This window comes from Asanoa siamensis (genome assembly GCF_016862555.1).
In the GTDB taxonomy this organism is placed as follows: Bacteria; Actinomycetota; Actinomycetes; order Mycobacteriales; family Micromonosporaceae; genus Asanoa; species Asanoa siamensis.
This window is the reverse complement of sequence record NZ_BONE01000008.1, coordinates 128,139-147,351: the sequence shown is the minus strand read 5'-3', so window position 1 is coordinate 147,351 and position 19,213 is coordinate 128,139. Positions and strand designations below refer to the sequence as shown.

The following is a 19,213-nucleotide window of genomic DNA, read 5'->3' as shown; positions in this document are numbered from 1 at the left end:
CGTCACCAGGGCAGGGTGCCGTCGCGGTCCTCGAAGGTGCCCGTCGGGCCGTCCGGGCCGATCGTGGCCAGCTTGACCACCATCTCCGCGCCTTCTTCGGGTGTCTGGATGCCGTGGCCGGTCATGCCGTGCAGGTCGGTCGCGCAGAAGCCCGGCTCGACCGCGTTGACCTTGATGTCGGGCAGGCCCTTCGCATACCGCACCGTCAGCATGCCCAGGGCCGCCTTCGACGCCGCGTACAACGGCAGGCTGTATCCGCTCTGCGGCCTGGCCGGGTCGGTGACCACGCCGAACGAGCCGAGCACCGTGGACAGGTTGACGATCACCGGGTGCGCAGACGCGCGCAGCAGCGGCAGGAACGCCCGCGTCACCCGGACCACGCCGAGCACGTTGACGGCGAAGACCTGCTCGGCCCGCGCGACGTCGACGTCGTCGGGCCCCACCATGCCCTCGAAGACACCGGCGTTGTTGACGAGCACGTCGAGGTGACCGTCGGCGCTCTCGACGGTTCGACGGCGGCCGCGACCGAGGCGTCGTCGGTGACGTCGAGCGCGACGTACCGGGCGCCGACCTCCGCCGCCGCCGCCCGCCCCCGGCCCGGGTCGCGCGCCCCCAGCCAGACGGTGTGCCCCAACGCGACGAGCCGCTTCGCGGTCGCCTTACCGAGCCCCTTGTTGGCTCCCGTGACAAGCGTGACGGTCATCCGCCGCTCCCTTCCGTGCAGGTCGGCCCGAGCCTGCCGCGCCGCGCACCGCCGTACCTGGCCGTGCTCTTCCTGGGAGCGCCGGGGACAGTCACGGGCCGACCGCGACCACCGCCCGGTGGTGGCGCGGCCGGTCGATCTCGTCGACGACGGCGCGGGCGAGAGGAAGTTCATGGGGGAATCCCACGAACCCGGTCCCGGGTCCGCGGTGGTCCGGACCGTTGCTCCCGCCGGACAAACTCGCTGACGCGTCGAGCCAGGTCCGCTTCCCGACGTTCTCTCCTATGTGGAGGGTCCGAGGCGGGCGTGGGTCAGGGCCGAGAGGCCGAGCGGGCGCAGCGCGTCGGTGCGGTGCCAGGCTCCCGGCGGCACGGCCGCGCGGGTGTCGGGTTGGGCGAGGACCGTCCAGCCGGTCCCGGTGAGCAGGTCGGCGACCTCCTCGGGCGTGAACGTCGAGCCCCACGGCTCGCCGCCGTCGGCCGCGACGGCGCTCACCTGCTCCGCGTAGAGGGTGCCGGCCGCGTCCCGCAGAGACGGCGGGAGCACGTGGTCGAAGACCACCTCCGACCCGGGGGAGAGCAGCGCGGCCAGGTCCCGCAGGGTGCGGGCGACCTCGGCCGCCGACAGGTACATCACGACGCCCAGCCAGGACACGAACGTCGGGCGGGCGCCGTCGAGGTCGATGCGCGGCAGGTCGCCGGGTACGAACGTGGCCCCGGCCGTCGGGATGCCCGCGGCGGCGAGCGCCGACTGCTTGGCCGCCGACGTGGCCGGGTGGTCCAGCTCGAAGACCGGCGTGCCGGCCAGGTCCAGGCGGTAGGGGGAGCTGTCCAGGCCCGCACCGAGGAGCAGGTACTGCGACGGTCCACGATGGACGAACTCGACGAACGCGCGTTCCGCGTACGCGCTTCGGACCACCGCCTGCGCGCGGGCGCCGGCCAGGATCGGGTGGTCGCCGTGCTGGCGGTGGTAGGGGATCAGCTCGTCGGCGCGGTCGCCGAGCAGCGCGGCGGCGAGGTGGTCGTCGAGGATGCGGGGCGCGCCGTCGACGATGCGGTGGGCGGCGCGGGCCGCCGCGGCGAGGAAGGCGGTCTGGCTGGGCGTGGAAGTCTGCACGGACGCGAACCCTAGCCGCCCAACCCGGACATCATACCACAAAAGCGAATTTACTTCAAGACCCGTCCGGGTCGGAGGGGGTCAGCAGGGCGGCCAGCTCCGGGCGGTCGAAGTGGCGGGCCCAGTCGCCCGGGGTGGCGTCGAAGCGGGCGTCCCGCTTCGCGGGGTCGGCGCCGCGGGCCAGCAGGTCGCGGGCCAGCGCGGCGTCGCCGAGCTCCGCCGCCGCGTGCAGCGCGGTCTCCCACGGGTCCTCCCGCGGCAGGTCGGTGCGGCCGAGCGCGTCGACGGGCCAGCCCGCGTCGAGCAGCAGGCCGACCGCGCCGGGCCGGCCGTGGGCGGCGGCCCAGACGGGCAGGCCGGGTCGGTCCGCGCGGAGCGACTCGAGCAGGCCGGGGTGCGCGGCCACCAGCGCGTCGCAGGCCGCGTGGTCGACGACCAGGGCGGCGGCCACGTACGCGTCCGCCGGTGTCAGGGTCGGCACCGGCACCCCGAGCGCCGCCACCATCTCCGGATAGCCCGACGTCAGCGCCAGCGCCGCCGGCGTCGGGCCGTCGCGGAACGGTGTGGTCACGTCGACGCCGCGCGTGGCGAGCAGCCGTACCCGGGCGCTCATGCCGTGCGTCACCGCCCAGTGCAGCTGGTCGCGGAGCAGGGCCTGGTCGTCGAGCCCATGCGCGAACAGCAGTTCCAGGTGGCTGTCGTCGGGCGTGAACATCCGGTTGTAGAGCGCCTGCCCGTCGTTGGGGTCGGCCCCCGCGTCGAGCAGCACCCGGGCCAACGCGGTGCCGTGCGGGTGCGGCGGCTGGCTCCGCTCGCCGCCGCCGAGCGCCCCGGTCACCGCGGTGAACGGCGGGTCGAGCCCACGCCAGTGGAAGCGGGCGTCGGGGTCGGCGCCGGCGGCCAGCAGCAGCCGGGCGGTGGCGAGCACGGCCGCCTCGTCGAGGGCCGGCTCGTGCCGGGCGTAGCAGAGATAGAGCAACGGCGGCCAGTCGTACGGCCCACCGCGTCGATTGGCCGCCTCGGGGTCGACGTCGAGCAGCTCGCGCAGCGCGTCCACATCGGACGCGGCCGCGGCCACGAAGGCGGAGGAGCGGGGCAGCCCCGGATCCTCGGCCAGGATCCGCGCCGCCGCCAGCGCCCGCCGAGGCGCCTCGTCGTCCTCCTCGTCGTACGACAGGCAGGCGAGCCGAAGATAAGCGTCGGAGTGCGACTGCACGACATTAACGTAGCGGAGCTAAGGTCGGCAGCGTGACTAGCACCGCCCCTGAGCTGGTGACCGGCGCCGAGATCGCGCGGGTCGCCCGGCTGATCCGTCCCCACGTGCGTGAGACGCCCGCGCTGCTCGCCGATCGGGCCGACTTCGGGCTCGCGCCCGGGCCCGTCGCCTTCAAGCTCGAGTTCCTGCAGCACGCCGGCTCGTTCAAGGCCCGCGGCGCGTTCGCCAACCTGCTCCTGCGCGAGGTGCCGAAGGCCGGGATCGTCGCGGCGTCCGGCGGCAACCACGGCGCGGCGGCCGCGTACGCGGCCCGCGCCCTGGGTGTGCCCGCCCACGTCTTCGTGCCGACCGTCTCGTCGCCGGCCAAGATCGCCCGGATCCGCGGCTACGGCGCCGACCTGGTGGTCGAGGGCGACAACTACAACGACGCGCTGGCGGCCAGCGAGCGGTTCCGGGCAACCTCCGGCGCGCTGCGGCTGCACGCCTTCGACGAGATCGAGACGATGCTCGGCACCGGCACGATCGCGGTCGAGGTCGCCCGCCAGGTGCCCGGCCGCACCACCCTGCTGGCCGCCGTCGGCGGTGGCGGGCTGCTCGGCGGCCTGGTCGCCGGCCACGACGGCCCGGTCATCGGCGTCGAGCCGACCGGCGCACCGACGCTGCGCCACGCGCTCGACGCCGGCGAGCCGGTCGACGCCCCGGTCGGCAGCGTCGCGCTCGACTCGCTGGCGCCCCTGCGGATCGGCGTCAACACGTTCCCGGTGATCGCCGCCGGCGTGCAGGACGTGCTGCTCGTCGAGGACGACGCCATCCGCGCCGCGCAGCGCGCCCTCTGGGAGACGCTGCGCGTGGTGGTCGAGCCGGGCGGCGCCACCGCCTTCTCGGCGCTGCTCAGCGGCCGCTACGTCCCGGCACCCGACGAGATCCCGGTCTTCGTCCTCAGCGGCGCCAACACCACCGCGGTCGAGATCTAGCCGACGACGGTGCCCCGCATCAGCCAGGTGGGGCCCGTCGCGTACCCGCTCGCCTCGGCGAAGAACGCGCCGAAGTACGGCCCGTTCGCGTGCGCGTCGAAGGCCGCGGCGTCCGCGTAGACCTCGTTGAGGTAGTAGACGTCCGGGTCCTTCTCGTCGGCGATCACCTCGAAGCGCTCCGAGCCGGGCTCGTGGGCGAGCGAGTCGCGCGCGGTCCGCTTCGCGGCCCGGACGAAGTCGTCGCGGTGCGCGGGCTCGACGGTGAAGGAAACAAGGAACTGGAACATCGGAAAAGCCTCCCCGTGCTAGTTCAATGAGTGAACCACCCGAGCCTAGCACCGGTGGTTCAGTGAATGAACTAGAATGACGAACATGGCCCTTCCCAGCACGTACGCGGACCGCAACTGCTCGCTGGCGCGTGCCCTGGAGATCGTCGGCGAGCGCTGGACGTTGCTGATAGTCCGCGACGCTTTCTACGGCGTGCGCCGTTTCGGCGATTTCGCGACCCAGCTCGGCATCCCCCGCGCCAGCCTGACCACGCGGCTGAAGGCCCTCGTCCAGGAGGACGTGCTGGCCCGCGACGACAACGGCGAGTACCGCCTGACGGACAAGGGCGTGGCGCTCTGGCCGGCGATCCGCGCCCTGATGGCCTGGGGCGACGACTTCTACTCGCCGAAGGGCGTCAAGCGCGCCCTCCACCACGCGGAGGACGACGGCCCGATCGACGCCCGCGGCCGCTGCACGCGATGCGGCGACCTCGTCGAAGTCCCCGAGATCCAGATCGCCCCGGGGCCCGGCTTCGAGTCGACGGGCCCCGCGAAGGACCCCGTCTCGGCGAAGATGAACGCCCCCCGCAGGCTGCTCGAGCCGATCTAGCGCACCTCCAGCGTCACCCCGTCGGCCCGGCCCGGGACGAGTTCGCCCACCACCGGCCAGCCGGGCAGCTCGCCGGCCACCAGCAGGCCGCCGGAGGTCTGGGCGTCGGCGAGCAGCACCAACTCGTCCTCCGACACCGAGCCCGGGTCCAGGTGCGGCCGCACCCAGTCGAGGTTGCGGCGCGAGCCGCCGCTGACGTAGCCCGCCGCCAGGGCGTCGCGGGCACCGTCCAGATAGGGCACCGCCGCCGCCGACACCCGGGCCGTCACGCCGCTCGCGCGGGCCAGCTTGTGCAGGTGGCCGAGCAGACCGAAGCCCGTCACGTCGGTCGCGCAGACCGTGCCCGCCTTCAGCGCCGCCGCCGACGCGTCGCGGTTGAGCGTGGTCATCATCGCCACGGCCTCCGGGAAGACCTCGCCGGTCTGCTTGTGCCGGCTGTTGAGCACCCCGATGCCGAGCGGCTTCGTCAGCGTCAGCGGCATCCCGGCCGCGCCCGCGTCGTTGCGCAGCAGCAGCGCCGGGTCGGCGATGCCGGTCACCGCCATGCCGTACTTCGGCTCCGGGTCGTCGACGCTGTGCCCGCCGGCGACGTGGCAGCCGGCCTCGCGGGCCACGTCCAACCCACCGGCCAGCGCCGCGGCCGCCAGTTCGAGCGGGAGCACGTCGCGCGGCCAACCCAGCAGGTTGACCGCGACGACCGGCGTGCCGCCCATCGCGTACACGTCGGACAGCGCGTTGGCCGCCGCCACCCGCCCCCAGTCGTACGCGTCGTCGAGCACGGGCGTGAAGAAGTCGGCCGTGGCGACGACCGCGATGCCGTTGGCGATGCGGACGACCGCCGCGTCGTCGCCGTCGTCGAGGCCCACGATCAGCTCGCCCGGACCGGCCGGGGGAGCACCGCCGACCAGGCCGGCGACGACGCCCTCGAGCTCACCGGGTGGGATCTTGCAGGCGCAGCCGCCGCCGTGCGCGTACTGGGTCAGCCGGTAGGTCATGCCGACAATCCTGCCCCGACGGTGGCAGAGTTGCGTGGTGCACGTCGTCGCCACGGCGGGTCACGTCGACCACGGCAAGTCGACGCTGGTCCGCGCCCTCACCGGGATGGAACCCGACCGCTGGGCCGAGGAGCGGCGCCGCGGCATGACGATCGACCTCGGGTTCGCCTGGACCGACCTGCCCTCCGGCGCCACCGTCGCGTTCGTCGACGTGCCCGGCCACGAGCGGTTCGTGCCCAACATGCTCGCCGGCGTCGGGCCCGTGCCGGCCGCGCTGCTGGTCGTCGCCGCCGACGAGGGCTGGATGCCGCAATCCGCCGAGCACCTGGCGGCCCTCGACGCGCTGGGCGTCACCCACGGCCTGCTGGTGGTGACGCGGGCCGACCTGGCCGACCCGGCGGCGGCCACGGCACAGGCCAGGGCCCAGATCGTCGCCAGTACGCTCGGCGCGGTCGAAGCGGTCGCCGTCAGCGGCACCACCGGCGCGGGCCTCGCCGACCTGCGCCACGCCCTCGACCGCCTCGTCGCCGCGCTGCCCCCGGCCGACCCCGCCGCACCGGTGCGGCTCTGGGTCGACCGCGCGTTCACGATTCAGGGCAGTGGCACGGTCGTCACCGGTACGCTCGGCGCCGGCACGCTGCGCGCGGGCGACACTCTCGCTCTCGGCGACCGGAGCGTACGCGTCAAGGGCCTGCAGTCGCTCGGTCGGCCGGCCGACCAGGTGGCCGCGGTCGCCCGGGTCGCGATCAACCTGCGCAACGTGCCCAAGGACGCCGTGGCCCGCGGCGACGCCCTGCTCACCCCCGACGCGTTCCGGCACACCGACCTGGTCGACGTGCGGGTCCACGGCGACCCGGCCGCCGACCTGCCGGCCACCCTCACCCTGCACATCGGCTCGGCCGCGGTCGCCGTGACGGTCCGCCCGCTCGGCAAGGACACCGTCCGGCTGCGGCTGGCCCGCCCGCTCCCGCTGCGGATCGGCGACCGCGCGTTGCTCCGCGACCCGGGCCGCCACCACGTCGCCGGCGGCGTCACGGTGCTCGACCCGCTGCCGCCGGCCCTGCGCCGCAGAGGCGCGGCGGCGACCCGCGCCACCGAGCTGGCCACCATGGACGGTCGCCCGGACGCGGCCGACGAGCTGCGCCGGCGCGGCCTTCTGACGACCGGGCACCTGCGCACGCTCGGCGTGACCACGGTCGCGGCGCGGCCGGTGGCCGGCGACTGGCACGCCGACCCCGCGCTCTGGGCCGCGCTGGGCGAGCGCCTGGGCAAGGAGGTCGACCGCTACGCGGCAGCGCACCCGCTCGAGCCCGGCATGCCGGTCGAGGCGCTGCGCCGCGCCCTGGGCCTGCCGGACCGCGCGCTCGTCGACGCGCTCGTCACGCCGCCCCTGCGCGGCCACGACGGTCGCGTCGCCCGCACCGGCGGTCCCACCCTCCCGAAGCCGATCCAGGACGCCCTCGACGAGCTCGCCGCGGACCTGCGGGACCGGCCGTTCCACGCCCCCGACGCCCACCGCCTCGAGGACCTCGGCCTGGGCCCGCGGGAGATCGCCGCCGCCGTCCGTGCCGGTGCCCTCTTCAAGATCGCCGACGGCATCGTGCTGCCACCCGCGTCGATCGACCGGGCGGTCGCGGTGCTCCGGGACATCGGAGGCCCGTTCACGCTCAGCGAGGCCCGCCAGGCCCTCGACACCACCCGCCGCGTCGCCGTACCCCTGCTGGAGCTGCTCGACCGGCGAGGTGTCACCGCCCGCGACGCCGATGACCGGCGGACCGTCGTGTGACGGGCCGCCGGTCGCTCCCGGGGGTGGAGACGGGTCAGAAGACGACGAGCGGGTCGCCGAAGAAGTCGGCGATGAAGTTGACGAAGAAGAAGCCGAAGAACAGGACGTTGATGCCCAGCAGCACGTAGTGCCACGGGCGTGGCCGGGCCGCCTTGGGCAGCCGGGCGTTGAGATACATCAGCATGAACGGGTAGATCAACGCGCCGAAGTTCGACATGTTGGCCGACCACTGGACGAGGTTGACCGGCACGGCGAGGTGCAGGACCACCCCGATGATCACCAGCAGCAGCAGCATGAACGGGTAGTAGAACCGGCGCGGGTCGCCTTCCAGCAGGCGGCGCAGCCGCGGGCTGGTGGCGTGGGCGGCGTCGGTGGTGACCCGGACCATGCCCTCGAAGATGCCGAGCTGGGTGCTGAACAGCACCAGCACGCCGAGGATCAGTGCGAGGTAGAACATCCAGCGGCCGTACTCGGCGTCCAGCGCCGACGCGACGAACGTCGGCACCGACGCGGCCGTCGGCCGTTCACCGGAGATGTTGACGGCGTGGGCCATCAGGATCGTCGGCAGCAGCATGCCGAGCATCGCGCCGACGAAGAAGACGCCCCACATGTCGACGATCAGCAGCCGGTACCAGCGCTTCCAGCGGGCGGTGTTGGCCGCGTCGTCGGGGAACGTGACGCCGGTGGCCAGCAGCTCCTTGCGGTCGCCGCGCAGGCCCGAGATGTAGCCCGTGCGGTAACCCATGCCGTAGCCCTTGTCGCGGTAGTGGCCCATCACGTACCAGTTGAGGCCGGAAGCCAGCGCCGTGAAGCCGGCCAGGCCGCCGAGCTGGGTGGCGGTGATGCCCGCCGGCGGCGCCGCCGGGGTGAAGAAGCCGCGGATGCCCTCCCACCAGAGCTCGAACGGCACCACGAACAGGTCGATCAGCAGCAGGCCGACCAGGATCGAGCCGACCATGACCCAGTTGGCCAGCTCCAGCGCGCGGCTGATCCGCTTGGCCGCCACCGTGATCAGGAAGACCACCAGCAGCAGGCCGATCGCCCACAGTCGCGGCTCCTCCGCACCGGCCGCGGCCACCTCGCCGTGCACCAGCGCGTAGACGCCCTGCCCGGCCGCGGCCGCCCAGCCACCCGCGATGAACGAGAAGATGACGACGAAGACCGAGATCGGCACCCAGAGCTTGAAGCCGGGCGGCACCCGGCCCCAGCCGACCACCGGCGCCTCGCCGGTCGCCAGCACGTAGCGCGAACACTCCACGTTGTAGAACGTCTGCAGCACGGCGGAGACCAGGATGACCCAGCCGACGCCGACGAAACCGTACTGGCCCACCGCCTGCGGGCCGAGCAGCCACTCGCCGCTGCCGATGGAGATGCCGAGCGCGATGAGGCTCGGCCCCACGGCGTACTGGAACAGCTCGCGGGGCCCGATCTTCCGGACCCCGAACACCTCTTCCGGATCGGGCAGGTCGGCTACGGCCAGGGGTGGCCGGCTGACGCCGAGCTGCGCGGACCCGGGTGAATCGGGACGGACGTTTGTCGCTTGATCCATGGCGCCTCCTTGCGTGGAAGAGCCCCCGGGGTAGAGATCCATAGTCGTCCATCGATAGCGGTCATGGCAACAGGCGCGATCACCGCCGTCCGGGCGTAAGGTCATGGTTGATGGACGGGCACGAACTGGTGGAGCGGCTCCGTCGCGTGGTCGGCGACCGCTGGCTGCTGCTCGACGCACACGACCTGCGCACCTACGAGTCCGACGGCCTCCTGCAATATCAGCAGGTCCCGCGGCTGGCCGTGCTGCCCGGCACCGGCGACGAGGTGCGGGAGTGCGTGGCCGCGTGCGCGCAGGCCGGCGTGCCCTGGGTCGCCCGCGGTGCCGGCTCGGGCCTGTCCGGTGGGGCGCTGCCCGTCAAGGACGGCGTGCTGATCGTGCTGTCGCGGCTCAACCGGATCCTCGAGGTCGACCTCGACAACGGCCGCGTCTGCGTCGAGCCCGGCGTCACCAACGCCGCCGTCTCCACCGCGGTCGCGCCGGACTTCTTCTACCCGCCCGACCCGTCCAGCCAGATCGTCTGCACGATCGGCGGCAACGTCGCGGAGAACTCGGGCGGCGCGCACTGCTTCAAGTACGGCTTCACCACCAACTACGTGACCGGGCTCGAGGTGGTGCTGCCCGACGGCGCGGTGGTCACGATCGGGGGCAAGGAGCTCGACCCGCCCGGGTACGACCTGCTCGGCGCGTTCGTCGGCTCCGAGGGGACGCTCGGCGTGGCCACGAAGATCTGGCTGCGCGTGGTGCCGGTGCCGGAGGCCACCCGTACCCTCGTCGCGTTCTTCGACTCGACCCGGCAGGCGGGGGAGGCCGTCTCGGCGATCGTCCAGGCGGGCATCGTGCCCGGCGCGATCGAGATGATGGACGCGACCACGATCCGGGCGACCGAGGAGATGGCGCACGCCGGCTATCCGGTCGGGCGGGGCGCGGCGCTGCTCGTCGAGCTCGACGGAGCCGAGGCCGAGTGCGACGCGCAGTTCGCGCAGGTCACCGACATCTGCGCCGCCGAGGGCTCCGACGACGTGCGGGTCAGCCGCGACGAGGCCGAGCGGGCGCTGTTCTGGAAGACCCGCAAGGCCGCGTTCCCGGCGATGGGCCGGATCTCGCCCAACTACTTCGTCCAGGACGGCGTCGTGCCCCGCACCACGCTGCCCGACGTGCTGGTCCGGATCGACGAGCTGGCCGCCGAATACGGGCTGACCGTCGCCAACGTCTTCCACGCCGGCGACGGCAACCTGCATCCGCTGGTCTGCTTCGACGCGGCCGTCGAGGGGCAGGCGGCGCGGGCCGAGGAGCTGGCCGGGCGCATCCTCGACGTGTGCCTGGAGGCCGGCGGCTCGATCACGGGGGAGCACGGCGTCGGCGTCGACAAGCGCAAGCACATGGCCAAGATGTTCGGCGAGGACGACCTGGCCGCGTTCCAGCGGCTGCGCTGCGCCTTCGACCCCGAGGGGCGGGCGAACCCCGGCAAGGTGATGCCGACGCCGCGGCTGTGCGGCGAGGTGCCAGGGGTTTATCGGCAGCATCCGCTCGAAGCCGCCGGTCTCGCGGAGCGGTTCTGATGACGACGGCGGCGGCGGTGCGACCCGCTTCGATCGAGGAGGCGGCGGCCGCGATCGCCGACCTCGCGGTGGTCCGTCCCGCGGGCGCCGGGAGTCGCGCCGAGTGGGGTGGGTCCGATCCGGCCGGCGCCGTGACCGTCCACACCGGAGGGTTGGACCGGATCGTCGCGCACAATCCCGGTGACTTCACCGCGATCGTCCAGGCCGGCGTGCCCCTGGCCGACCTGCAACGCCACCTCGCCCGGGAGGGGCAGTGGCTGGCGCTCGACCCGCCCGACCGGGGCGGCACCGTCGGCGGGCTGGTCGCCACGGCCGACTCCGGGCCGGCCCGGCACCGCTACGGCGGGGTCCGCGACCTGGTCATCGGCATCACCGCGGTGCTCGGCGACGGCGCGGTCGCCCGCTCCGGGGGCACGGTCATCAAGAACGTCGCCGGGTACGACCTCGGCAAGCTGTTCGCCGGCTCGTACGGCACGCTCGGGCTGGTCGCCCAGGTCGCCGTCCGCCTGCACCCGCTGCCGGCCGGCACCGCGACCGTGGTCGCGACCACCGACGACCCGGCGGCGCTGACCGCGGCCGTGCTCGCGATGTCCCGCCATCCGCTCGAGGCGCTGTCGCTGGACGTGCTCTGGCGCGCGGGCGAGGGCCGCCTGCTGGTCCGGTTCGGCGGGGTGACCGCGGCGGCGCGGGCGGAGGCGGCGACCAGGCTGCTGACCGGCGTGGACGTCACGGTGGTGCGCGACGACGAGTCGATCTGGGCCGCCCAGCGGGCCGCCCAGCGGGGCGCGGCCGTGGTCAAGGTCTCGGCGCTGCCGACGGACCTGCCCGCCGTGCTCGCCGCGGCCGGCCCCGCCACGGTCGTGTCGCGGGCGGCGCTCGGTGTCTCCTGGCTCTCCTTCCCGGCCGGCGACGACCTGGCGACCCGGGTGGCCGCCGCCCGCACCGCGCTCGCGCCGCGGCCGACGGTCGTGCTCGACGGCGCCCGCCTGGTCGAGCAGCCGTGGCCGGCGCCCGATCCCGGCATGCTCGCGCTGATGCGCCGGGTCAAGGAGCGGTTCGACCCGACGGCCACCTTCCGCCCCGGCGCCTACGTGGGAGGCATCTGAATGACCGACACCGCGTGGGACGCGCAGCGGCCGCCGAGCCCGGAGCTGATCAAGGACTGCGTCCACTGTGGCTTCTGCCTGCCGACCTGCCCGAGCTACACGGTGTTCGAGAACGAGATGGACTCGCCGCGCGGCCGGATCCTGCTGATGCGGGTCGGGCACGAGGACCCGTTGTCGTCGTCCATGGTGGAGCATTTCGACCGGTGCCTCGGCTGCATGGCCTGCGTGACCGCCTGCCCGTCGGGCGTGCAGTACGACCGGCTCATCGAGCAGGTCCGCCCGCAGCTCGAACGCAGCCCCCTGCGGTCGCGCACCGAGCGGCTGCACCGGGCGGCCATCTTCGCGCTGTTCACCCACCCCGGCCGGCTGCGCGCGCTCGTGCCGGCCATCGCGGCGCAGGGCCGGCTGCGGCTGGCGTCGTTGTTCGGGGACCGCGCCCTGCGTACCCGGATCGGCGCGCTGCTGGCTCTCGCACCCAAGGTGCCGATGCGGGCGACGACGCGGCAGCTCGCCGTGGTGACCACCGCCGCGACCGGCGTCGAAGCACGTGGCCGGGTCGCCTTCATGCAGGGCTGCATCCAGCGGGTCCTGTACGGCGACGTCAACGCGGCCACCGTGCGGGTGCTCGCCGCCGAGGGCTGGGAGGTGCACGCGCCCCGCCGGCCCCGTTGCTGCGGCGCCCTCCAGCTGCACTCGGGGTTCGAGCCTTCGGCGCTGGATCTCGCCCGCGAGACGATCGCCGCTTACGAGGGCTTCGACGAGATCGCGGTCAACGTCGCCGGCTGCGGGTCGGCGATGAAGGACTACGGGCACCTGCTCGCCGACGATCCCGCCTGGGCCGACCGGGCCGCGGCCTTCTCCGCCAAGGTGCGCGACGTGCACGAACTGCTCGACGCCCACCCGGCGCAGGCGACCCGGCACCCGGTCACGCTGAAGCTCGCGTACCACGACGCCTGTCACCTCGCCCACGCCCAGGGCGTCCGGATCCCGCCGCGGGCGCTGCTGCGCGGCATCCCCGGCATCACCCTCGTCGAGCCGCGGGAATGGGAGCTGTGCTGCGGCTCGGCCGGCATCTACAACCTGCTCCAGCCCGACGCCGCGGCCACGCTCGGCAAGCGCAAGGCCGACAACCTCGCCGCCACCGGGGCGGAGGCGATCGCCGCCGCCAACCCCGGCTGTGCGTTGCAGATCACCGCCCACCTCGGCCGCGACCGGGCCGTGCCGATCTACCATCCGATGACCCTGCTGGACGCATCCATCCGAGGAGTCGCGCCATGACGCTGCGCCCCGTCGACCAACCCGACCTGAGCGAGCGCGCCCGCGCCGAGATCCTCTCCGCCGAGGCGCTCGCGTTCCTCGGCGACCTGCACGAGCGGTTCGACGGGCGGCGCCGGTCACTGGTGGCGGCCCGCCGTGAACGGGCGGCGCCCGCCGACTTCCTGGCCGAGACCGCCGACGTGCGCGGCGGCGACTGGCGGGTCGTGCCACCCCGACCCGACTACGCCGACCGGCGCGTCGAGATCACCGGGCCGACCGACCGCAAGCTGGTCATCAACGCGCTCAACTCGGGCGCCAAGGGCTTCATGGCCGACTTCGAGGACGCCAACAGCCCGACCTGGAGCAACCAGGTCGAGGGGCAGGTCAACCTCGTCGACGCCGTACGCGGGACCATCTCCTACGACTCGTCCGACGGCCGCCACTACGCGCTGCGCGACGAGATCGCGACGTTGCTCGTCCGCCCGCGCGGCTGGCACCTGCCGGAGAAGCACCTGCTCGGCTCCGCCGGTGGGCCGGCGGCCGGTGCGCTGGTCGACTTCGGGCTCTACGCCTTCCACAACGCGCAGGCGCTGCTCGACCGCGGCAAGGCGCCCTACCTCTACCTGCCCAAGATGGAGCACCACCTCGAGGCGCGGCTCTGGAACGACGTGTTCGTGTTCACCCAGGAGGCGCTGGGGTTGCCGCACGGCACGTTCCGGGCCACCGTGCTGATCGAGACGCTGCCGGCCGCGTTCCAGATGGAGGAGATCCTCTTCGAGCTGCGCGACCACTCGTACGGGCTGAACGCCGGCCGTTGGGACTACATCTTCTCGATGATCAAGTCCTATCGGGACAACCCCGCGTTCGTCCTGCCCGACCGGCTCTCGGTGACGATGACGGCGCCGTTCATGCGTGCGTACACCGAGCTGCTCGTGGCCACCTGCCACCGGCGCGGGGCGTTCGCGATGGGCGGCATGGCCGCGCTGATCCCGTCGCGCACCGACGCGGAGGCCAACGCGCGCGCGATCGACGCGGTCCGGGCCGACAAGCGGCGCGAGGCCGGCGCCGGCTTCGACGGCACCTGGGTCGCCCACCCAGACCTGGTGCCGGTCGCGACCGCGGAGTTCGACGCGGTGCTGGGGGAGCGGGCCAACCAGATCGACCGGCTGCGCGACGACGTCGCGGTCAAGCCCGGCGAGCTCCTCGACGCGGGCGCGACGCCGGGCGCGATCACCGAGGCCGGGCTGCGCAACGACGTCAGCGTCGGCTTCCGCTACATCTCGTTCTGGCTCTCCGGACGGGGCGCGGCGGGCATCAACAACCTGATGGAGGACGCGGCGACCGCCGAGATCGCCCGTACGCAGCTCTGGCAGTGGATCCGGCACGGCGCGACGCTCGACGACGGCCGGGTCGTGACCCGGGAGCTGGTGGCCGAGGTCCTCGACGAGGAGATGGCGACGATCCGGGCGGAGGTCGGCGACGACGTCTGGCACAAGGGCCGCCCGGAGGAGACGAAGGCCGTGTTCACCGCGGTCACCCTCGGCGACACGATGCCGGAGTTCCTGACCCTCGAGGCATATGAATTGCTCTAGGGTTTGCGCGCACGCATAGATCGGGTACCAGTGCACACCCGCGCACGCGGGAACTGTGGACCTGGGAGGGACTGTGCGCACAACCGGGATCGGTGGGTTGATAGTCGTGATCTGGCTGATCATCGGCGCGATCGCGGCGGGACAGCGCGGCTACTTCAGCAACGACGACACCAACTGCGCTGAAGCGAGCAACACGATCGTGACGATCATCGCGGGCCCGCTCAACTACTTCGGCGTCAACCCGAAGATCGAATGCGACGTCCCCGAGCCGTCGCGGTAGGTCAGGGGCCGCGTCAGGCCCAGCGGATGGTCGGGCGGGTCCAGTCGACCCCGACCGTGACACCGCGCAGATAGGTGTCGACCAGGTGCGCCTCGTCGCAGAGGCGCACCGGGTCGGCCCGGCCCGTCGACCGTCTCCGGTCGTAGACCCGGCCGAGCACCAGCACGTCGAGCTCGTCCGCCGGCACGGCCCGGCTGCACCGGCAGATGTACCGCCGTAGCCCCCGGATCGTCTCGACGGTCATCTCGGCACCGCAGGTGCCGCAGTGGACAAGTCCGTTCAGGAGCCCCCTGGCGACCACGGGCTCCTGCGTCGATTCGGTTCCCATCGGTGGACAGGCTATTCACCGTCCGTTCACCAACTCAATGGGTCGCCGCAGCGATGGCAGACCGGCGGGCGATCGCACCCGCACGGGTCACGGCGGTCGCCGATCAAACGATCCCAAACGGGTCCTGACCAGGGGCAACTTGCAGATTGGCGGTTGCCGTCCGCAGGTTGCCCGGCTCAGTTGCCCCCGCCCGCCGGCGGCGCGGTCGTGCCGCCCGGCCCGTCCGGGGTCGCCGTCGCCGTCGGCTCCGTCGTCGGGTCCGTCGTCGGCTCCTCGTCGTCGTCGTCCGGTGTCGGCGTGGCCGGGCCGGTCGGCTTCACCGTGGCCGGCGGCGGGTTGTTGCGCGGCGGGTTCGTCCGCGTGCGGGTCGGGCTGCTCTCGGCGGGCTCGGCGGAATCCGTCACGCCGCCCTGGGCCGGGGCGACGCTGGGCGCGGTCGGCTGCGTCGGCACCGTGCCGCCGTCCTTGCCGCCCTTTCCGCCGAGATTGGTCAGCGCGATGAGCATGACCACCGCGGCGACGCCGATCACGGCCGCGGCGACGATGCCCGCGCGGTGGGTGGCGGTGAGCCGCTTGCGCCGGCCGGGCGGCGGGCCGGCCGGGCCGGGTGCGCCGGGTGCGCCGGGTGCGCCGACGAAGCCGCCGGGCACGGTGCCGGTGCCGGTCAACCGGGGATCGCTCCCCGCAAGCCGCGGGTTGGTCCCGGTCAGCCTGGGGTCACTGCCGGTCAGTCGGGGGTCACTGCCCGCGAACGTGTCGCCGGGGCGGCCGCCGACCGGAGCCGCGCCGGGCGCGTACCCGGGTCGGGGCCTGGTCGTCGTCGGTCCGCCGGCGAGCAGCGCCGTCGCGGCCGTGCGGTTCAGCGCGGTGGCGGTCTCCGACGGGTGATCGCGGGCGACGGCGGCCTCCGCGATCTGCGCCATCGCCGCGGCGTTCTTGAAACGGTCGGCGGGATCCTTGGCCATCGCCGTCGCGACGACCGTGCGCACGGCCTGCGGCACCTCGTCGGGCAGCGGCGGCGGCTCGTCGTCGAGATGGGACAGCGCGATCGTCAGCGCGTTGTCGCCCATGAAGGGCGGATGCCCGGACAGGCAGTGGTACGCGACCGCGCCCAGCGCGTAGATGTCGGTGGCGGGGGTGATCTTCCGCTTGGCGACCTGCTCGGGTGCCATGTAGAGCGCGGTGCCGACGAGCTCGTTGACCCCGGTCAGGTCGGCGGCTTCCGCGGACCGGGCGACTCCGAAGTCGACCAGCACGACCTGGCCGTCGGGCCGCACGATCAGGTTGCCCGGCTTGACGTCGCGGTGCACGACGCCGGCCTCGTGCGCGGCCTGCAGCGCGTGCGCGGTCTGCGCCACGATCGCCATGGTCTCGGCCGGGCTGAGCCGGTCGGCCGCCTTGATCCGCTGCGACAGGGGCTCACCGTCGACGAACGCCATCACCAGGTAGACGACCGACTTGCCGTCGCTGTCGGTGTCCTCGCCGAAGTCGTACACGTCGACCACACCGGGGTGGTGGAGCGTGGCCATGGTGCGCGCCTCGCCGCGGAAGCGGGCGCTGAAGCCCGGGTCGCCGACGGCGCGGGGGTGCAGCACCTTGGCGGCGACGGTCCGGCCGAGGATCTCGTCCGTGGCACGCCAGACCTCACCCATGCCGCCGCTGGCGATGGGCTCCTCCAGCCGGTAGCGCCCGCCAAGCGCGTCTCCGGGATTGAGCATCATGCCTCCGTACCCCGTATTGCGAGGTGCTACGCCCCGCTAGGGCAAGACCGTGCCCTCCACCCGGGCAACCTTAGCGGCCCGGCCCCGACCGCCACCGGGCGCGGGGGTCCGTCCTACGGACAGCGTCGCCCGTCCGGCGGGCGTCACGATCAATGTCCGATCCGTGACTGCCGTCACGGTCGTGCGGGACTAGCGTCGGTCCGTCCACAGGCGAAGGCGGGTGTGTCGGGATGAGTGCGATCTTCGGCGAGACGCTGCGGTTCCAGCAGCGCGACGGCGACGACGTGGCCCTGGTGGTGCTCGGCGACGAGATGTACGCGCGCTACGAGACGCCGGAGGGCTACACCGCGGTCTACGACCAGCACACCGGCGCCTACTGCTACGCCGACCTCGACGAGGGGCGGTTCGCCTCGACGGGGCACCGGGTCGACGCCGGCCCGCCGCCGCCCGGCTCCCAGCGCCACCTGCACGAGTCCGCCGCCGTTCGTAACGGTCGGGTAAAGGCGCGGCACGAGGCGATGGTGCCGCCGGGGGAGGCGGCCGGTGGGCGCGAGAAGTTCCTGACCTTCGGCCCCAGCGGCGGGCTGCTGCCCGGCCGGCGGCTGAGCTCCGGCGCCGTCACGGGCCTGACCATCCTCGTCGACTTCCCCGACAACCCGGCCGCGGTCGCCGCGCCGGAGGTCGACGGGCTGCTCAACGGCACCGCCTACACGGGCGGCGGCAACGCGGGCTCGGTGCGCTCCTATTTCCGGACGATGTCGACCGGCCGGCTCGACTTCAGCAACGTGGTCGTCGGCCCGTTCCGGATGAGCCGACCCCGGCTCTTCTATGCCAACACCGAGGGCCAACTGGTGCCGGAGGCGATCCAGCTCGCGCTGGCCGCCGGCGTCGACCTGACCCGGTTCGACTCGTGCGGTGAGGGCATCGTCGACTCGCTCTGCATCATGTACGCGGGCCAGACGGAATACAAAGGCGACCTGTGGCCGCACAACTTCGTGCACCGCGAGGAATACAACGGTGTCCGCACCGAGCTCTACATCGTCACCAGCGCCGGGCGGCGCGCCGAGGACCTCAGCATCGGCACGTTCTGTCACGAGGCCGGGCACATGCTCTGCCGCTTCCCGGACCTCTACGACTACGGGCTCGCCGAGCGCGAGGGTGACGACTTCAAGAGCGCCGGCGTCGGCATGTACTGCGTGATGGGCGCCGGCAACCACCTCGACCGGGGCCGCACCCCGGCGCCGATCTCCGCGTACCTGCGGAACCTGGTCGGCTGGACCGGCACCGAGGTCGACCTCAACGCGGGCGGGCGGTTCGAGGCCAAGCAGGGTGACTACGACACGGTCATGCGCTGGTCCACCGGCCTCGACAACGAGTACTTCCTCGTCGAGAACCGCGCGCGGGCCGGGTTCGACCTGCACCTGCCGTCCAGCGGGCTGGCGGTCTACCACTGCGACACCCGCGGCTCCAACGAGTTCCAGCAGGGCACCCGCGAGCAGCACTACCAGTGCGCGGTGCTGCAGGCCGACGGCCACCTCGACCTCGAGGCCAACGCCAACCAGGGCGACGGCGGCGACCTGTTCGGCCGGGTCGTGGGCACGGCGGTCTCGCACGCCACCCGGCCGGCGACCCGCCGCTGGGACGGCGTCGAGTCGGGCCTGACGATCTCCGACGTCAGCGCGCCCGGTGAGGTGATCACCTTCCAGGTGGGCGAGGTCGGCGACGCCGGTGCGTCGGTGGTCGGCAAGTCCGAGCCGCGGGCGGTCATCCCCGACGGCGACATGAACGGCGTGGCCGACACGATCACCTTCGACTCGCCGGGCACCGTCCGCGCGATGACCTTCGAGGCCGACATCACCCACCCGTTCGCCGGCGACCTGCGGATCGTGCTGCTCTCGCCGACCGGCCGGCGGGCCGTGCTGCACGACCGGGTCCGCACCGGCCGCAACCTGCACCTCGAGCTCGACTCGGAGCCGCCGTCGGCGCTCGCCCCGATGGTCGGTCAGCCGGTCGCGGGCGACTGGTTGCTCCGGGTCACCGACGCGTCCTCGGACGACGCCGGGACCCTCGAGCGGTGGCGGATCGAGATCACCGTCGGCACATAGCCACTTGTCGTATTTGCCAGGAACTTCATAGCTGCCCCCAATGTTTC

The 19,213-nt window shown here is 73.3% G+C and carries 16 protein-coding genes and 1 pseudogene; 9 read left to right on the top strand and 8 right to left on the bottom strand.

Features of this window, described 5'->3' with window-relative positions:
- Positions 1–2: 2 nt before the first annotated feature.
- The 3 genes and pseudogenes from Asi02nite_RS07705 to Asi02nite_RS07695 all read right to left on the bottom strand — a co-directional run bounded on the left by Asi02nite_RS07705 (position 3) and on the right by Asi02nite_RS07695 (position 3,035).
- A pseudogene (locus Asi02nite_RS07705) lies at positions 3–703 on the bottom strand (SDR family NAD(P)-dependent oxidoreductase).
- Positions 704–985: 282 nt separating this feature from the next.
- Positions 986–1,819 (bottom strand): class I SAM-dependent methyltransferase, encoded by an 834-nt coding sequence (locus Asi02nite_RS07700; protein WP_203711466.1) that lies wholly within the window; start codon positions 1,817–1,819, stop codon positions 986–988.
- Positions 1,820–1,874: 55 nt separating this feature from the next.
- Positions 1,875–3,035, bottom strand: coding sequence for an ankyrin repeat domain-containing protein (locus Asi02nite_RS07695; RefSeq protein WP_203711465.1), 1,161 nt, complete (start codon positions 3,033–3,035; stop codon positions 1,875–1,877).
- A gap of 32 nt (positions 3,036–3,067) precedes the next feature.
- Between Asi02nite_RS07695 and Asi02nite_RS07690 the strand changes: the two genes are divergently transcribed.
- The gene (locus Asi02nite_RS07690; protein WP_203711464.1) at positions 3,068–4,009 is read left to right on the top strand and encodes a serine/threonine dehydratase; all 942 of its coding nucleotides are present in this window, start codon (positions 3,068–3,070) and stop codon (positions 4,007–4,009) included.
- Here the strand turns inward: Asi02nite_RS07690 and Asi02nite_RS07685 are convergent.
- Positions 4,006–4,296 (bottom strand): putative quinol monooxygenase, encoded by a 291-nt coding sequence (locus Asi02nite_RS07685; protein ID WP_203711463.1) that lies wholly within the window; start codon positions 4,294–4,296, stop codon positions 4,006–4,008. The two genes, Asi02nite_RS07690 and Asi02nite_RS07685, sit on opposite strands and share 4 nt — an antisense overlap.
- A gap of 85 nt (positions 4,297–4,381) precedes the next feature.
- Between Asi02nite_RS07685 and Asi02nite_RS07680 the strand changes: the two genes are divergently transcribed.
- Positions 4,382–4,885 carry a winged helix-turn-helix transcriptional regulator gene (locus Asi02nite_RS07680; RefSeq protein ID WP_203711462.1) on the top strand — a complete coding sequence of 168 codons (504 nt, stop codon included), beginning with the start codon at positions 4,382–4,384 and terminating at the stop codon, positions 4,883–4,885.
- Here Asi02nite_RS07680 and selD read toward each other — a convergent pair.
- Positions 4,882–5,880 (bottom strand): selenide, water dikinase SelD, encoded by a 999-nt coding sequence (gene selD / locus Asi02nite_RS07675; protein WP_203711461.1) that lies wholly within the window; start codon positions 5,878–5,880, stop codon positions 4,882–4,884. The two genes, Asi02nite_RS07680 and selD, sit on opposite strands and share 4 nt — an antisense overlap.
- A gap of 37 nt (positions 5,881–5,917) precedes the next feature.
- Here selD and selB point away from each other — a divergent pair, with 37 nt between their 5' ends.
- Positions 5,918–7,666: a selenocysteine-specific translation elongation factor gene (gene selB, locus Asi02nite_RS07670; RefSeq protein ID WP_203711460.1), complete on the top strand. Its 1,749-nt coding sequence runs from the start codon at positions 5,918–5,920 to the stop codon at positions 7,664–7,666.
- Positions 7,667–7,700: 34 nt separating this feature from the next.
- Here selB and Asi02nite_RS07665 read toward each other — a convergent pair whose 3' ends face one another.
- Positions 7,701–9,215 carry an Nramp family divalent metal transporter gene (locus tag Asi02nite_RS07665; protein ID WP_203711459.1) on the bottom strand — a complete coding sequence of 505 codons (1,515 nt, stop codon included), beginning with the start codon at positions 9,213–9,215 and terminating at the stop codon, positions 7,701–7,703.
- A gap of 110 nt (positions 9,216–9,325) precedes the next feature.
- Here Asi02nite_RS07665 and Asi02nite_RS07660 point away from each other — a divergent pair, with 110 nt between their 5' ends.
- The 5 genes from Asi02nite_RS07660 to Asi02nite_RS07640 all read left to right on the top strand — a co-directional run bounded on the left by Asi02nite_RS07660 (position 9,326) and on the right by Asi02nite_RS07640 (position 15,012).
- Entirely contained in the window at positions 9,326–10,777 is a 1,452-nt protein-coding gene (locus tag Asi02nite_RS07660; RefSeq protein ID WP_203711458.1) for an FAD-linked oxidase C-terminal domain-containing protein, read from the top strand.
- Positions 10,777–11,883, top strand: coding sequence for an FAD-binding oxidoreductase (locus tag Asi02nite_RS07655; RefSeq protein WP_203711457.1), 1,107 nt, complete (start codon positions 10,777–10,779; stop codon positions 11,881–11,883). Before Asi02nite_RS07660 ends, Asi02nite_RS07655 begins: the two co-directional genes overlap by 1 nt.
- On the top strand, positions 11,884–13,161 hold the full coding sequence (locus Asi02nite_RS07650) for a (Fe-S)-binding protein (protein WP_203711456.1): 1,278 nt from the start codon (positions 11,884–11,886) through the stop codon (positions 13,159–13,161).
- Positions 13,158–14,732, top strand: coding sequence for a malate synthase A (aceB, locus tag Asi02nite_RS07645; protein WP_203711455.1), 1,575 nt, complete (start codon positions 13,158–13,160; stop codon positions 14,730–14,732). Before Asi02nite_RS07650 ends, aceB begins: the two co-directional genes overlap by 4 nt.
- Before the next feature lie 73 nt (positions 14,733–14,805).
- Positions 14,806–15,012, top strand: a complete 207-nt coding sequence (locus Asi02nite_RS07640) for a hypothetical protein (protein ID WP_203711454.1) — start codon at positions 14,806–14,808, stop codon at positions 15,010–15,012.
- Between the two features lie 13 nt (positions 15,013–15,025).
- Here Asi02nite_RS07640 and Asi02nite_RS07635 read toward each other — a convergent pair whose 3' ends face one another.
- Both Asi02nite_RS07635 and Asi02nite_RS07630 read right to left on the bottom strand, forming a co-directional pair.
- Positions 15,026–15,340, bottom strand: a complete 315-nt coding sequence (locus tag Asi02nite_RS07635) for a recombinase zinc ribbon domain-containing protein (RefSeq protein WP_203711453.1) — start codon at positions 15,338–15,340, stop codon at positions 15,026–15,028.
- A gap of 176 nt (positions 15,341–15,516) precedes the next feature.
- Complete coding sequence (locus Asi02nite_RS07630; RefSeq protein WP_203711452.1) at positions 15,517–17,058, bottom strand: serine/threonine-protein kinase; 1,542 nt, start codon at positions 17,056–17,058, stop codon at positions 15,517–15,519.
- A 233-nt stretch (positions 17,059–17,291) separates the two neighbouring features.
- Here Asi02nite_RS07630 and Asi02nite_RS07625 point away from each other — a divergent pair, with 233 nt between their 5' ends.
- Positions 17,292–19,166, top strand: a complete 1,875-nt coding sequence (locus tag Asi02nite_RS07625) for a M6 family metalloprotease domain-containing protein (protein WP_203711451.1) — start codon at positions 17,292–17,294, stop codon at positions 19,164–19,166.
- The last annotated feature ends 47 nt before the right edge of the window (positions 19,167–19,213 follow it).